The organism is Spiractinospora alimapuensis (genome assembly GCF_018437505.1).
Lineage (GTDB): Bacteria > Actinomycetota > Actinomycetes > Streptosporangiales > Streptosporangiaceae > Spiractinospora > Spiractinospora alimapuensis.
In genome coordinates this window covers 2,456,380-2,471,461 of record NZ_CP072467.1, presented here as the reverse complement: position 1 = coordinate 2,471,461, position 15,082 = coordinate 2,456,380, and the positions used below count along the sequence as shown (strand labels likewise).

Here is a 15,082-nt window from a genome sequence, read left to right as displayed (position 1 = left end):
TGCATATCAGACACTACGGACGACACGGGCACGCGTGGCATGGCGAAGTGTTTGCCGTGGCGTGGTCCGCGCGATACCCGGCGCACGGGCGTCGTGTATCGCGGCGTGCTCAGCTACTGCGGGAGGTCGCCCAGCGGCGCAGGGCCGTGATCCGTTCCCGCAACTGGTCGGCGCTGGCCTGGGCCACCGGAGGGCCACCGCAGGAACGGCGCAGCTCGGTGTGGATCATCCCGTGCGGTTGGTTGGTGCGGTGGTGCCACGCCCCCACCAGCGCGTTGAGCTCCTTGCGCAACTCGGCGACGATCTCGTGTTCGGCGCGGCGGTCGGCGGTTGACTCCTCGGCCGCCCCACGGCGTCGTTCCGCCGCCTCCTCGGCTTTACGTTTGCGCAGGAGTTGGGAGACCTGTTCGGGCTCCAACAGCCCTGGGAGTCCGAGGAAGTCCTCCTCCTCCGGCGACCCCGGTGCCCCGCCCCCGAACTCGCCGCCGTCGTAGAGCACCCGGTCGAACTCGGCGGAGGCCTCCATCGTCTCGAAGGGGATCTCGTCGCCCGCGTCCGGGGTGTCGCGGCGCTTCTTCGCCTCGTCCAACGCCTCGTCGTCCAGGCCGTCCTCGGCGGGGGACCGGTCCAGGACGTGGTCCCGCTCCCGTTCGAGTTCGCCCGCGTACTCCAGCAGGGTCGGCACCGACGGCAGGAACACCGACGCCATCTCGCCACGGCGCCGCACCCGCACGAACCGGCCGACCGCCTGGGCGAAGAACAGCGCGGTGCTGGTGGACGTCGCGTAGACCCCCACCATCAGGCGCGGCACGTCCACACCCTCCGACACCATCCGGACCGCCACCATCCAGCGTTCCTCGGACTCGGCGAACCGCTTGATCTTCTTGCTCGCGCTCGGGTCGTCGGACAGCACGACGGTCGCGCCGTGCCCCGTGATCTGGCGCAGGATCCGCGCGTAGGCGCGGGCGTTCTCGTGGTCGGAGGCGATGACGAGGCCCCCGGCGTCGGGGCTCGTGACCCGGACCTCGCTGAGTCGGCGGTCCGCGGCGGCGAGCACCCGCTTGATCCAGTCGCCCTTGGGGTCGAGCGCCGCCTTCCAGGCCTGGGCGAGCGCGTCCTGGGTGAGCGGCTCACCGAGTCGGGCGGCGAGCTCGTCACCAGCCCGGGTTCGCCACCGCATCTCGCCTGAGTAGGCGAGGAAGATGACCGGCCGAACCACGCCGTCGGCGAGCGCGGGGGAGTAGCCGTAGCTGTAGTCCCAGGCGCATCGACGCACCCCGTTCCGGTCGGCGACGTAGTCGACGAACGGGATCGGGTTCACGTCGGAACGGAAGGGGGTGCCGGTGAGCGACAGACGGCGCGCGGCCGGGTCGAAGGCCTCCCGCACCGCCTCACCCCAGGACAGCGCGTCGCCGGCGTGGTGCACCTCGTCGAAGATCACCAGAGTGCGGCGGGCCTCGGTCCGGTTGCGGTGCAGCATCGGCTGCGCGGCGACCTGGGCGTAGGTGACGGCGGCGCCGATGAAGTGGCTGCCCAACGCCCCCTGACCGTTCTTGAACTCCGGGTCGATCGCGAGTCGGAAGCGCGCGGCGGCGTCCGCCCACTGCTTCTTGAGGTGCTCGGTGGGGCACACGATGGTGATGGACCGGATCGTGCGGCGCGCGAGCAGCTCGGCGGCGATGGTGAGGGCGAAGGTGGTCTTTCCGGCTCCGGGAGTGGCGACGGCGAGGAAGTCGCGGGGCTCGCGGTCGAAGTAGGAGGTGAAGGCCTCGCGCTGCCATTCCCGCAGCCCGCTCACGTCCGCCCGTGTCGCGGGGTCGGTGATCGTCATCGTGGCGGGGCTCCTGACATACGCACGACACCGAGATTAACCGACCACCGGCGTCGGGACGGGGCTGGACGCGGTTCGGGCCCGTCGGGTGTGCCACATCGGCACAGGGCACGCCGAGGTCACGTCATCGGTGACATGGGGTGGGTGACACGGTACTGGGAAGCGGGCCGGCGCGCCGCCACCCCACCCAAGCACCGTGGTCAGGGGCGTGTCGGCGGGGCGCCAGGGCGGAGCCGTCAGGACCCCGCCGCCGGGTCACTCCTCGGGTGTCTCGTCGCCGATGGGGATGTCGACGCCGACGATGCCCTCCTCGTCACCGCCCTCACCGTCCTCGCCCATCACCGGCGCGTCCTCGCCCTCGGGGACGGTCTCGTCGGGGACGCCGCCGCCCTCGGCCTCGACGGTGACGTCGTTGAAGGGGAGGTAGGGGTCGACCCAGGGGAAGGCGTGGAACCACAGGCCGTAGCCGGCGGCACCGATGATCCCCAGCATGAGGACGAACTTGACGAACGCGGGTCCGGGAAGGATCCGCCACAGAAGGGAGAACATACGATCAGGCCTCCCCGACCATGTCCTGGATGGAGGCGGGCACGCCGTCCTCCTTGTCGTGTTCGCTGACGAGTTCCGCGTGGACGACGAGCCGGTGGGAGTTACTCAGCTTCGGCGCGCACGTCGTGATGGTGAGCAGCGCGCGGTCGGGCTCGGCACCGGGGTCGTAGGGGTTGGGATCCACCACCTGGACCTGGTCGGGGGTGACGGTCAGACTCTCCACGACCTCGTAGCTGTAGAACGCGTCGGCGCCCTCGAGCACGATCTCGTCGCCGTCGTTCAGCAGGTCCGCGTCCCAGAAGACAGCGGGCACGCGGTGGCCGGCGATCGCGTAGTTGCCGATCTCGCCGGGGTTCGCGGTACCGGGATAGTGTCCGGGGCCGTACTCGATGTCGGCCTGGGTGACGCCGTTGACGACGACCCAGTCCATGCCGAGAGTCGGCAGGTACATGCGGCTGTGGGCCTCACCGGGCAGCGGCTCGGCCTCGACGTCGCCCTCGAAGCCGTCGTTCATCGCCTGGACGAGCCGGTCCTGTTCGGCGTTGGTCGCGAACTGCTTGCCGTAGACCTGGTACCCGGCGAACAGCAGCATGATCACGCCCGCGGTGAACAGCAGCTCACCGAAGACGCGGACCGCACCGCGGACGTAGTCGCCCCCGGTGCGTGGCTCGCGGGGGGAGCCGTATCGGCCGTCTCCCCCGTACCGTCGGCGACCCACGTACCGATCGGCTGTTGAGGTCATCTCACCTACCCGTGGAGTTACGTGATCCCCGGCGGGGTTACCCCCTCCCGGACTGGCTGAACCAGCGGAATACCGGTGCGGGGGTGGGACACGATTTCGACGTCCTGTTGATACACCCGGCCGAGTAACGGTGCCGTAAAGACCTTCTCCGGAGCGCCGAACGCGGCGATCCTCGCATCGGAGACTATCGCGACTCTGTCCGCATAGGCAGCAGCCAGATCCAGATCGTGGAGAACCACGACCACGGCGTCCCCCCGCCGCGTGTGCTCGCGGGCCATGCGCAGCACCATCTCCTGGTGTCGGATGTCCAGGGCCGCGGTCGGCTCGTCCCACAGCGTCACCGGGGCTTCCTGGGCGATGACCCGAGCCAGCGCGACCCGCGCCCGTTCGCCACCCGACAGGGTCGGGAAGCGGCGGTGCGCGAGGTGTGTGATATCCGTCGCTTCCATCGCCCGGGCGACGATCGACTCGTCCTCCTCTGGGGAGCGGAGCCCAGCCCAGGGGGCCCTCCCCATGGCGACGATCTCGCCCACCGGGAACGGGAAACTGACCGCGTGGTCCTGCGACAGAACGGAGCGGCGCAGCGCGAGTTCCGCGGCCGTGAACTCCTGGATCGGCCGACCGTGCAGGAGTACGGCGCCGCCCCGCGCCGATCGGCCGGTGTCGCCGCTGAGCACTGAGAGCAGTGTGCTCTTGCCCGCGCCGTTCGGCCCCACCAGGCAGACGAGCTCGCCGGCGGTGATGTCGATGTCCACGTCGTCGAGCACGGTGTGTGACCCGTAGCGGACCGTGACGCCGTGGGCGCTCAGCACCGTCTCGCCGGGCGTGGTGGCGGGGGGTGGGCCGGCGAAGCGGAGCCCGGCGCGGCTGAGCGCCTCGCGCGCCATCCGTGACAGTGTTCTCACGCCCACCCTCCCTGACGTCCACGGGCCCGGCGCAGTAGCCAGAAGAAGAAGGGGCCGCCGATGAGGGCGGTGACGACCCCGAGCGGGATCTCCGCCGGGGCCGCGACCGTGCGCGCGGCGAGGTCGGCGGCCACGAGCAACGCACCGCCGAGGACGCTGGCCGGCAGCAGCACCCGGTGGCCGGGGCCGGCCAGCATGCGGACGATGTGGGGGACGACGAGGCCGACGAAGCTCACGATGCCGGCGAACGCCACCGCCGCCGAGGTCAGCAATGCGAGGGCGACGATGAGCCACAACCGCATCCGTTCGACGTTGACGCCGAGGTGTCGGGCCGACCCCTCGCCGAGCGCCAACAGATCTAGTCGTCGCGCGTAGATCGGGACGGCGAGGAAGCCCAGGGCGAGGCACGGCAGCAGCGCCCAGACCTTGGGCCAGTTCGCGGCGCCGACGCTGCCGAGCTGCCAGAAGGTGATCGACTGGATCTCGGCGCTCTGCGAAAAGTTGATCATCAGCCCGATGGCCGCGCCCGCCACCGCGTTGACGGCGATGCCGGTGAGCAGGAGAGTGACGACCTCGGTGCGTCCCTGGGAACGGGCGAAGAGATAGACGAACAGTGTTGTGGCCAGCCCGAACACGAACCCCGAGGCGATGATGGTCCAGTAGCCCAGCACGGACAGCCCGCTGAAGATGACGAGGATCGCGCCCACGGCGGCGCCCGAGGAGATACCGATGACGCCGGGCTCGGCGAGCGGGTTGCCGAAGATGCCCTGCATCATGGCCCCCGCGCAGCCCAGAGCGGCTCCCACGCCCAACGCGAGCAGGACGCGGGGGAACCGCACCTCCCACAGGACGGTCTCGGCGACCTGGTCTGGTCGGGGGCCCAGATCCAGGCCGGCGCGGTGCAGGATGGATCCGAGGACCTCGGCGGGCGGGACGGGGTAGGCCCCTAACCCCGAGGCGACCACGGCCACCGCCACCAGCCCGACCGCCAGCGTGGTGAGGACTGCGGGTCCGCGGAGGTGGCGTTGGGGGGATTCGGACGCGCGATCCGCGACGCGCAGGGTCACTGGCCGTCCTCCGCGCCGGTGGTGTCGCCGCCGTCGGTGTCCTCGTCCGCGCCGTAGAGCTCCTCGGCGAGTGCCGCGACGACCTGGGGCGTCCGAGGGCCGTAGTTCAGCAGCACGCCGTCGGGCATGTCGATGACGCGCCCCTCCTGACCCGCGGGGGTCTGGGCGATGCCGGGAATCTCGGCCAGGCCGTCCACGCCACCGACCGACTCCAGGCCGTTGGACATCACGAGGAGGACGTCGGGTTGGGCCGAGATGAGCGCCTCGGTGGTGATCGGGGTGAAGGGCTCCTCCAGTCCGATCTCCACACCGGCGTCCACGGCGCCGACCTCCTCGATCAGCGCGTCCGCCCCGGAGCCCCGGCCGCCGAGCAGGTACACGCCGGCGGTGCCGCGGAGGTAGAGGAACGCCACCGAGAGGGGGTCCCCGGTGGGGGCGTTCTCGCCCACCTCCTCCATCTGGCTCTGGGTGCGTTCCACCAGCCGCGTCCCGAGCTCGGGCACCCCCAGCGCCTCCGCGACGCGTTCGAACCGGGGGTACATGTCGTCGAACGTCCAGGCCTCCTCCAGGATCACGAGCGGAATCCCCGAGGCCTGGAGCTGGTCGAGTGCCTCGGGCGGCCCGGTCCAGGTGTCGGCCAGGATGACGGTCGGTTCTTGGGCGAGGGCGTTCTCGGGGGAGACGTCGTGTCCCTCACTGACGACGGGGAGGTCCTCCGCCTCGACGAAGTCCGCCGCCGCGTCGCGTCCGACGACGTTGTCGCCGAGCCCCAGCGTGAACACCACCTCGGCGATCATTCCGGTGAGCGGGAGGATCCGGCTGGTGTCGGTGACCTCGACGTCCTCGTAGGTGAGTTCCTCGGCGTCGGCGCCACTGGCCACGGAGTCGAGGTCGACGGAGGGGACGGTCACCGGGAGCTCCGGGTCCGCCGTCTCGTCGAGGGGTTGGGTGCGGTTCTCCGCCAGTTCGGGGACGTCCGAGGAGGCCGTCCCGGATTCGTCGTCGGGTTCCACGGTGGGAACGCAACCGAGCAGTCCGAGCACCGGGAGGAGGAGCGCGACGGCGACGGAGCGCCGCGCGTTCCGGGGCGAAGGAGACATGAGGGGGTCACTTCCGTATTGTCCGGAATTAGGTTAGGCTTACCGCCGCAACTTAGGTGAACCTAATTCTCGTTGGTAAGCCTAACCTATTCAGACCTTCCGTCCGAGCGGGTGCGCCGGTTCCTCCCGGTCGCCGACCACCCCTGTTCTCCGACGGGAACGGAGCCCCCGTGATTCCTCTGAACAGTGCGTTCACCTCTCGTGCACGACGGGAGGGCACATGCGCCGCCTAGCCAGAACCGCCACGGCCGGTATCGCGGCGGCCGGAGTCTTCCTCCTGGCCCCCGCCGCCCACGGCGCGACGGGAGAGGCGGAGCCGCCCGAAACCTCGCGCACCGAAACGGACGCGACGCCGGACCGCGAGGTCCTCACCGCGGTCGACCGCGACCAGGACCTGGACCCGACCGGGGACGAAGTCACCGTCGTCGGCACCGGGTACACGCCCCACGCCACCGTCCGCGTCCAGCTCTGGGTACTGCCGGAAGGGCACGGCGAGATCCCCGAGGACGGTCCGCCCCCGCCCGACGGAGCGCCCGACGCGGAACGCACCGTGGACATCGACGTGGACGCGCGGGGCGTGTTCAGCACCGACCTCGACGTCGCCACCGACTTCGCCCACGACGCCGGCTTCGACCCCGAGACGGACCCCTTCGAACTCCGCGTGTGGTCGCCCGACGAGGACCCGGCCGAGGAAGACCCGGCTGCGGACACGGTCGCCGCGAGCGTCCCGACCGATCCGGCGCGGCTCCCCCTCCAGTTCGCCGCGGCCCAGCCCGCCGCGGCCCCCGCGAGCCCAGCCGCGCCCGGCGACTCCGACCCGCCCGCCGACTCCTCCGGCGCCGAGTCCCCCGCCAACGCCCCGGCCTCCCCGCGTGAGGAGGAGGGGTCCGGCGGGCAGGAACTCTCCGTCTCCAAGACCTCGGATCTCGACCCCGACGGCGAGACCGTGACCGTCACCGGATCCGGCTACGACACCAGCAAGGGCATCTACGTCGCCCTCTGCGACGTCTCCGGCGCCAGCTCCTCCCAGCCGCCCAGCCCCTGCCTCGGCGGCGTCGACATGGAGGGCGAAGGCGGCCACTCCGTGTGGATCTCCTCCAACCCCCCGCCCTACGGTGAGGGACTCGCGGAACCCTACGACGGCAGCGGCACCGACGGCGGCTTCACCGTCCAACTCCGCGTCCAGGCCGCCGACGAGTTCACCGACTGCCTGGACTCCGGCACCGAGTGCGCCGTCGCGACCCGCAACGACCACACACGCGGAAGCGACCGCGGCCAGGACGTATTCGTGCCCGTGACCTTCGCCGGTCAAGATGGTTCGGGTGGATCGGAAGGTTCCGGCGGATCCGGGGACGATTCCGACGCCGGCGGTGGCCCGAACAGCGCGAACGGAGGGGCGGGTCCATCGGGGTCCGGCTCGTCGGGGTCGCTGCCGCGGACCGGCGCGGCGCTCGCCGGCCTCGTCGCGGTCGCCACCGCGGCCTGCGTCGCCGGTGGCGCGACCATGCGCCTCGCCCGTCGCCGGTCGACCACGCGCTGACCCCGCCGGCCCAATCCACCCCCTACCCTCGCAGCACTGACAGGAGCACACGCAGAGATGAGACCCCCGCAATCCTCTCGGCGCGGCCGTGCCGGCCGTGTCGGCCTGGCCGGCTTCGCCGCGGCGAGCGTCGCCGCCGCTGGGCTGTTCACGTTCGCGCCCGCCGCGTCCGCGGACACCGCCCTCGAGGGATCCGGTGACTGGGGCGTGAAGGAGTCCTTCCGCAACTACGTCGGCGGCCCGATCGCCGACGGTGAGGTCACTCCGTCCGAAGGCGCGTCGCGGAACGACGACGGCACCTTCGCCTGGCCCCTCGACTCCGGTACCGCCGACGCGGAGTCCGGTGAGTTCACCGTCCAGTTCTCCGGCTCGGTGGCCTTCGAGGGCCACGATTACGGCCAGGGCGCGGTCCTCGAGGTCCACGTCGCCAACCCGCGGGTCGAGGGCGACGAGGACGGTGCCACCGTCTACGCCGACCTCTCCAGCCGCGAGTTCCACGGCGCCGACCCGAACATCCCACCGGGCGAGATGGTCGACTACGGAACGGTCGCCGTCGCCGACCTGGACGGCGTGGACGTCGCCGTCGCCGAGGACACGCTGACCGTGACCACCGAGTCCGGCAGCCTGCGCGAGGAGGCGGTGGCCGGCTTCGCCGAGTTCTACGACGCCGGGGACGCCATGGACCCCTTCGCGTTCACCGCGTCCCTCGACTCCGACGACGGAGGAGGGGAGACCGACCCGGACGGCCCCAGCGTGGAACTCTCCAAGTCCACCGACCTGGACCCCGAGGGCGAGACGGTCGAGGTGACCGGCACCGGCTTCGCCCCGGACCAGGGCGTCTACGCCATGCTCACCGCGACCCTCCCCGAGGAAGGGGAGGCCCCGTCGGGGCAGGCCCCCGGCGCGGCACAGGCGTGGATCCGCGCCGACGCCATCGACGACGACGGCACGTTCACCGCCGAGATCGAGGTCGTCGGCAGCTACACGCTTGGTGACGGCGACGACGAGGAAGGCGAGGACGGCGCCGAGGACCAGGAGGTCGTGGACTGTCTGGAGGACCAGTGCTACGTACTGGTGGCCAACGACCACACCGCCATCACCGACCGGTCCCAGGACGTCGCGACGCCGGTGAGCTTCGCTCAGGGCGAGGACTCCGACGACGAGGGCGGCGAGCGCGAGATCGTCGACGGTTCCGGTGACTGGGGTGTGAAGGAGTCCTTCCGCAACTACCTCGGGAGTCCGGTCGCCGACGGGGAGATCACTCCGTCGGAGGGGGCGTCGCGGAACGACGACGGCACCTTCGCCTGGCCGGTCGAGTCCGGTACCGCCGACAGCGACTCCGGTGAGTTCTCGGTCCAGTTCTCCGGCTCGGTGGCCTTCGAGGGCCACGACTACGGATCCGGCCCCGTGCTCGAGGTCCACGTCGCCAACCCGCGGGTCGAGGGTGACGAGGACGGCGCGACCGTCTACGCCGACCTCTCCAGCCGCGAGTTCAACGGTGCCGACCCCTCCATCCCGCCGGGCGACTTGGTCGAGTTCGGCACGGTCGCCGTCGCGGAACTGGACGGCGTGGACGCGACCTTCGACGACGACGCCTTCTCCTTCGACAGCGAGGCGGGCTCCCTCCACGCCGAGGCCGTGGAGGGATTCGCGGACTTCTACGACGAGGGGGACCCGATGGACCCCTTCTCCTTCGCCACCACGACCCAGCCCGGCGGCGACGGCAACGGCAACGGTGACGAGGACGAAGACCCGATCCCCGAGACCGGGGACATCGTCGATGGCCGCATCGACTGGGGCGTGAAGGAGTCCTTCCGCACCTACATCGAGGGCGACATCGCCGAGGGCAGCATCTCCGTCTCCGACGACGCCCGCCGTAACGACGACGGCACCTTCGCCTTCCGCTACACCGAGGGCGCGCTCACCCCGCCGACGGCGGACCTCTCGTTCGGCGGGACCGTCCTGTTCGACGGCCACGACTACGGGTCCGGCCCCGAACTGGAACTCACCCTGAGCGACCCCCGCGTCGAGTTCGACGGTGCCGACGGAACCCTCTTCGCGGACGTCACCAGCCGGGGACTCATCGAGGGTGAACTCGTCGACTACCCCGACGTCGCGCTCGCCGACCTCGAGGTCAGCGACGCCGACATCGACGGCGACCTCATCGTCTGGGAGGACATCCCCGCCGAGTTGACCAGCGACGGCGTGCCCGCCTTCGATCACTTCTACATGGAGGGCGACGCGCTCGACCCCGTCACCATCACCCTGACCACGTCGGAGGACGTGGACCTGTGGGGCGACGGTGACGACAAGCAGGGTCCGGGCGACGGAGCCGGCGGCGGAGGCGGCCTGCCCCAGACCGGCCCCGGGATCCTCGCGATCGTGCTCGCCGCCGTGGCCCTCACCGCCACCGGAACGGCCCTCATGGTGCGCCGCCGTAAAGGCATCGGAACGACCCCAGGAATGTAACCAATTCCGGATGAAGCCATTGATGGTGGCCTCATCCGGCCAATTCTGCACTCAGTAGAGAAAGGCCCCCGCAGGTCACCCTGCGGGGGCCTTTCCCATGGGCGACGAATACGGCGATCACGAACCCCGGCGCGTGGTACAAGGCCGCGGCGAAGGAAACCAAACACCCCAGGGACGCGTCCCAATAACGGACACACGATTCGCGTGGGGAGGCGCTGTCATGGTTGACCAGCCCACGCCCCTGCCGGAGGAACTCGCCGAACTGGAGGAAGCCGATCCGCGGACGATCGGTCCCTTCGAGGTGATCGGCCGACTGGGTGCCGGTGGAATGGGTGTGGTGTACGGAGCGCTTGACGGGACCGGACAGTGTGTCGCGGTCAAGGTCATTCATCCGGAATTCGCCGAACAAGCCGAATACCGCGAACGGTTCGAGCGTGAGGTCGACCTGCTGCGTGGGCTCGACGCGGAATGCGTGCCCGCGTTCCTCGGCGCCGACCCCCACGCGGAACAGCCGTGGATGGCGACCGAATTCGTTCCCGGCCACACCCTGAGCGAACACGTGCGCGAGTTCGGCCCCCTCGCCGGGCCGACGCTGCACGCCTTCGCCGCGGGAACCGCGGAGGCCATCGGGGCCATCCACGACGCCGACGTGATCCACCGCGACATCAAGCCGGGCAACGTCATCCTGTCCCCGGACGGGCCGAAGATCCTGGACTTCGGCATCGCGCGCGGTGCCACCGAGTCCACGCCGGAGCAGGGCGTCCACGGAACTCCGGGATACCTGCCACCGGAACGCCTCGCCGGAGAACCCTCCTCCACCGCGGGCGACGTGTTCGCCTGGGGCGGGATGGTCGCGTTCGCGGCCACCGGCCGACCGCCGTTCGGCCGCGGCGAGACCCAGGACGTCCTGCGTCGAGTGCGCTCCGGGCAGTACGACCTCACCGGCGTCCCCGACGACCTGCGCGAGCTCGTCGAGCGCGCCCTGTCGGGGGACGCCGTGGACCGGCCCACGGCGGTCGAGTGCTTCCGGGAGAGCCTGCGGATGGCCGCGCCCACCGTCGAGGTGCTCTCCGTGGACGAGATCGACACCGTTCCCGCCACGCAGGAGGAGCGCGGCCGGCTCGTGACCACGCTCGCGCGCGCCTGGACCGGGTTCGACGCCGCCGGCCACGATCCACGTGCCTGGGCCGCGCTCGGATCCGGTGTCGCGGCCGCGGGAGCGACGGCCGGACTCACCGCGCTCATGCGAGGAGGAGTACCACTGAAGGGAGGCCCGGTGGCCGCGAGTCCGCCCGCGGCCACCGCCTCCGGTGGCGCGGCCGGTGGGCAGATCGGCGGCATGACCGGCGCGGGTGGCACCGCCACCGGGATCTCCCTCGGTGCCAAGGTCGCCATCGGAGTCGGATCGATCGTCGCCGCCGGCCCTGGCGACCGGCGGCTACGCTCTCGTGTCCGACGACGGCGCCGAGGAGCCGGGAGAGGCCGCCCCCGAGCAGGAGGCCCCCGACCCGGACGGGGAAGGGGCCGGCGAGGACTCCGACGATGGCGAGGACACTGACAACGGCGAGAACTCCGGAAACGATGAGGACGAGGACGCGGACGAGGCCGCCACCCAGGACGCGGACTATCGGGGCATGACACTTCCCGTACCGGAGTCCTGGGGCGTCTACCCGCGGACCGATTCCTTCACCACCGCCGACCTGCGCGACGCGGGCACCGACGACTGGGTGGTGCTCGTCCCCGAGACCGGGCCGGGCTGTGCGGAAGGGGCCTCCTGGGAGTGGAGCGGGGACGTCGACGCGTGTCCGCACGTCGCGGTGTTGGGCCCCGCGGCGATCGAGCTCGGGTGGTACAACCCGGACCAGGGATTCCACGCCGGAACCGAGATCGAACCGTGCCCCGCCCAGTTGGTCGACTCCGGGCGCGGATCCTCCGTGGAGACCGTCAGTCTGGGTGGGCGCGACGCCGAGCACCACACGGTCGAGTTCCCCTGCGCGGACGGCGGAGGGCAGAGCACCTACACCCAGGACGTGTGGTACGTCCCCGACGAGCAGATCCTGATCGTCGACCGCTGGAGCAATCCCGACCTTCCCGAACTCCTGACCGAGGCCCAGTGGTGACGCCGTTCTTACTTCACCTGAGTGCTTTGACGGAGATGTCTGGTCACCCCTCGATACTCGGTGCGAAGAAAGGCGGCACGGCGTGGCGGCGAAGAACTTCGGACGTGGTTGGTATGGGCCTCCGCTGCTGGCCGTGCCCGCTCTCGTTCTGCTCGTCCCTCTGGGGTGCGCGGTGGGTGGGCCGGAAACCATTCAACCGTTCTTGGACGAGGAGCTACCGGACGGAAGCAGCGGCACGTTGGTGGCCGCGATCGGCGACGAGAAGATCCTGTGTCACGCGTGGGGACAGGCCGACCGCGAAGCGGCCACCGACGCCACCTGCGACACCGTCTACGACACGATGTCCATGACCAAGCAGTTCACCGCGGCTGGCATCCTCGCGCTCCAGTCACAGGGCGAACTCGGCGTCTCCGATTCGATCACCGACCACCTGGACTCCGTCCCCACGGACCAGGCCGAGATCACCATCGATCAACTCCTCACGCACACATCCAGGCTACCGGAGTCCCTGGGGCGCGACGAAGAACCGCTGACCCGAGACGAGCTGGTGGCGCGGGCGTTCACGGCGGAGCGATTGGAGAGTCCTGGGGACACCTACCAGTACTCCAACGTCGGTTACAGCCTTCTCGCCCTGATCATCGAGGAGGCGTCCGGTATGACCTATGAGGAGTACCTGGCGGAGAACCTCTTCGAGCCCGCCGGCATGACGGACACCGGCTACGTGCTGCCCGACTGGTCCGAGGATCAGGTCGCCGTTGAGTACGACGAAGAGGGGCAGGCTCAGGGGCGCCCGTACGAACGGCCGTGGGACGAGGACGGCCCCTACTGGAACCTCCACGGCAACGGCGGCCTGTTGTCCACGGCTCACGACATGTTCCGGTGGCACGTCGCACTGATGGGCGACACGGTGCTGGACACCGAGGCCAAGGAACAACTGTTCCTTCCCACGGTGCGAGAGGAGCCCGACTCCACGTACTACGCCTACGGTTGGGGCGCCGACTCGGAGGACTCCGACGTCCTATGGCACGACGGCGGAAACGACTACTCCTCCGGATGGATCTCCCGCCAACGCGACGGAGACGCGTTCGTCTTCTGGGTGTCCAACGCGTCTCGCTCCGACGCCTGGGACCTCGGTGAATCAGGGGAGGACATCACCGACGGCGTCATGCGCCGTCTGGCCAACGCCGAGGACCCCCCTCCGAGTGAATGAGGCCGCCTGGCAGCCAAGGCCGCCGCCGGTCCGGGACCGCGACGCGTCGGGGCTGAAGCGCGCCCAGCGTGGGCGTGACTCCAGCCCCGGGAAGCGCGTGTTCAGGCCAGGGGACCTCGCTCACGCGTGACGCGCGGTTGGCGTTGAGGCGAGGACCGAGTCGGTGTTGGTTCCCCGCGCCTCGAAGTAGTCCCCACCCTTGCGCAGGGTGTCGTCGGTTCCCCACGCCTCGTCCCGGTCGACCTTGCGCAGGTGTGGAACGTGCTTGCGACAGTGGATGTAGGCCTCCTCCACCCGGACGACCATCCACAGCAGCGCACGCTGTCCCGGAACCTGGGGGACAGGGAGTGAGGGCGTTCTGCGGCGCAGTTCGGCGTCACCGGTCGTCATCGCCGAACCGTTGACGTGCAGCCCGATCCGTTCCTGGTCGAAGTCGAGGAACAGCAGGCCGACCTGCGGATTCTCGGCGATGTTGCCCACGCTGGCGAGCACTCCGTTCCCGCGGTACTCCGGATACGCCAGCGTGTACGCGTCCAGGACGTGGACGAAACCCGGCGGACCCGCGCGGAAACTGGAGTCGCACGCACCACGGCGGTCCGCGGTCGCGATGAACATCATCTCCTGGCGACCGATGAACGCACGCATCCGCGGATTCAGGTGGTCGAGCATCTGGTCCCGATAGAAGCGGTCGGCGCGGTCCCGAGTCCCGTGCAGGGACTGCATTCGACGTTCACCCGTGAAGATGTCGTCGTCACCGGCGTAGCTGTGGGCCTCGGTCATGGGTCTCCGTCGGTGGGGTGTCTGGCTGGCGGTGCGGCGTTCGCTCGGCCGGGGACGGCGAGGGGACGGCACGGCCCGGACCAACGATCGGGGGTGGGGTCAGGGTCGCGGCGGCTCGCGGTGGGTGCCACCGGTGCCGTGGGTGACCCGGCCCACCCCTGAGCGCTGGGGCTCCGCACCCTCTTCCGCGCCCGCGACCATCACCGCCGTGATCCACTCGTAGACCGTGACCCACGACGAACTCGTCGAGGTCGACCAGGTGGGCGAGATGTCCCGGACCGCGCGTACCAAGGCGCGCCCGATATGGGGATAGTGCTCCGGCTCGACGCCCAGCTTGCGCTGGTGTTGCGCGCCGAGCTGGCGGAGGTAGTCGCTCAGTTCGTCGGGGCGGTCGAGATGACGCACGACCTGTAGCAGGGCATCCGCCATTCGGCGTTCCTGCGGGCCGAGGTCCGCAGCGAACATGGAACGCAGCTCCGGCCGCATCTCGAACAGATGCGCGTAGAAGGACTCCGCCAGCAAGGGGGATCCCGTGGGGATGCCCGCACAGGACTGTCGAACCGCCTCGATCGTCGTCTCGTCGGGCACTGAGACGTGGGAAAGACTCCGGGGCCTCAACCGATACTCCTCGCCTTTCGGCACACGAAACACAGCACATCGCGAGCGGGGGTCACGGACAGCGGCGTTCGAGCTGCGGACCGTGTGCTCGCCGAGGGATCGTACGACACCCGATTCGATCCGTGCAGTATCGACATAGGGCGACAAACCC

At 70.3% G+C, this 15,082-nt stretch carries 13 protein-coding genes; 5 read left to right on the top strand and 8 right to left on the bottom strand.

Going from position 1 to position 15,082, the window contains the following annotated elements; all coding sequences use genetic code 11:
* Positions 1-109: 109 nt before the first annotated feature.
* The 6 genes from J4H86_RS11260 to J4H86_RS11235 all read right to left on the bottom strand — a co-directional run bounded on the left by J4H86_RS11260 (position 110) and on the right by J4H86_RS11235 (position 6,194).
* Positions 110-1,831 carry a DEAD/DEAH box helicase gene (locus tag J4H86_RS11260; RefSeq protein ID WP_236543448.1) on the bottom strand — a complete coding sequence of 574 codons (1,722 nt, stop codon included), beginning with the start codon at positions 1,829-1,831 and terminating at the stop codon, positions 110-112.
* A gap of 255 nt (positions 1,832-2,086) precedes the next feature.
* Positions 2,087-2,380, bottom strand: a complete 294-nt coding sequence (locus tag J4H86_RS11255; RefSeq protein ID WP_236543447.1) for a hypothetical protein — start codon at positions 2,378-2,380, stop codon at positions 2,087-2,089.
* A gap of 4 nt (positions 2,381-2,384) precedes the next feature.
* A complete protein-coding gene (locus J4H86_RS11250) occupies positions 2,385-3,122 on the bottom strand; it encodes a class E sortase (protein WP_236543446.1) in 738 nt (245 codons plus the stop codon).
* Between the two features lie 17 nt (positions 3,123-3,139).
* Entirely contained in the window at positions 3,140-4,027 is an 888-nt protein-coding gene (locus J4H86_RS11245; protein ID WP_236543445.1) for a heme ABC transporter ATP-binding protein, read from the bottom strand.
* Positions 4,024-5,094: a FecCD family ABC transporter permease gene (locus J4H86_RS11240; RefSeq protein WP_394356480.1), complete on the bottom strand. Its 1,071-nt coding sequence runs from the start codon at positions 5,092-5,094 to the stop codon at positions 4,024-4,026. The genes J4H86_RS11245 and J4H86_RS11240 overlap by 4 nt, the downstream gene beginning before the upstream one ends.
* Positions 5,091-6,194 carry a heme/hemin ABC transporter substrate-binding protein gene (locus tag J4H86_RS11235; RefSeq protein ID WP_236543444.1) on the bottom strand — a complete coding sequence of 368 codons (1,104 nt, stop codon included), beginning with the start codon at positions 6,192-6,194 and terminating at the stop codon, positions 5,091-5,093. The genes J4H86_RS11240 and J4H86_RS11235 overlap by 4 nt, the downstream gene beginning before the upstream one ends.
* A gap of 220 nt (positions 6,195-6,414) precedes the next feature.
* Here J4H86_RS11235 and J4H86_RS11230 point away from each other — a divergent pair, with 220 nt between their 5' ends.
* The 5 genes from J4H86_RS11230 (at position 6,415) to J4H86_RS11210 (ending at position 13,533) form a co-directional block, all read left to right on the top strand.
* The gene (locus tag J4H86_RS11230) at positions 6,415-7,734 is read left to right on the top strand and encodes a cell wall protein (RefSeq protein ID WP_236543443.1); all 1,320 of its coding nucleotides are present in this window, start codon (positions 6,415-6,417) and stop codon (positions 7,732-7,734) included.
* A 57-nt stretch (positions 7,735-7,791) separates the two neighbouring features.
* On the top strand, positions 7,792-10,203 hold the full coding sequence (locus J4H86_RS11225; RefSeq protein WP_236543442.1) for an HtaA domain-containing protein: 2,412 nt from the start codon (positions 7,792-7,794) through the stop codon (positions 10,201-10,203).
* 220 nt (positions 10,204-10,423) lie between these two features.
* A complete protein-coding gene (locus J4H86_RS11220) occupies positions 10,424-11,761 on the top strand; it encodes a serine/threonine-protein kinase (RefSeq protein ID WP_236543441.1) in 1,338 nt (445 codons plus the stop codon).
* A complete protein-coding gene (locus tag J4H86_RS11215; RefSeq protein ID WP_236543440.1) occupies positions 11,652-12,323 on the top strand; it encodes a hypothetical protein in 672 nt (223 codons plus the stop codon). The genes J4H86_RS11220 and J4H86_RS11215 overlap by 110 nt, the downstream gene beginning before the upstream one ends.
* A gap of 82 nt (positions 12,324-12,405) precedes the next feature.
* Positions 12,406-13,533: a serine hydrolase domain-containing protein gene (locus J4H86_RS11210; RefSeq protein ID WP_236543439.1), complete on the top strand. Its 1,128-nt coding sequence runs from the start codon at positions 12,406-12,408 to the stop codon at positions 13,531-13,533.
* A 120-nt stretch (positions 13,534-13,653) separates the two neighbouring features.
* On the opposite strand, the gene J4H86_RS11205 is transcribed toward J4H86_RS11210, so the two are convergent.
* Both J4H86_RS11205 and J4H86_RS11200 read right to left on the bottom strand, forming a co-directional pair.
* A complete protein-coding gene (locus J4H86_RS11205; protein WP_236543438.1) occupies positions 13,654-14,313 on the bottom strand; it encodes a pyridoxamine 5'-phosphate oxidase family protein in 660 nt (219 codons plus the stop codon).
* A gap of 99 nt (positions 14,314-14,412) precedes the next feature.
* A complete protein-coding gene (locus J4H86_RS11200) occupies positions 14,413-14,901 on the bottom strand; it encodes a globin domain-containing protein (RefSeq protein WP_394356479.1) in 489 nt (162 codons plus the stop codon).
* Between the last annotated feature and the right edge of the window lie 181 nt (positions 14,902-15,082).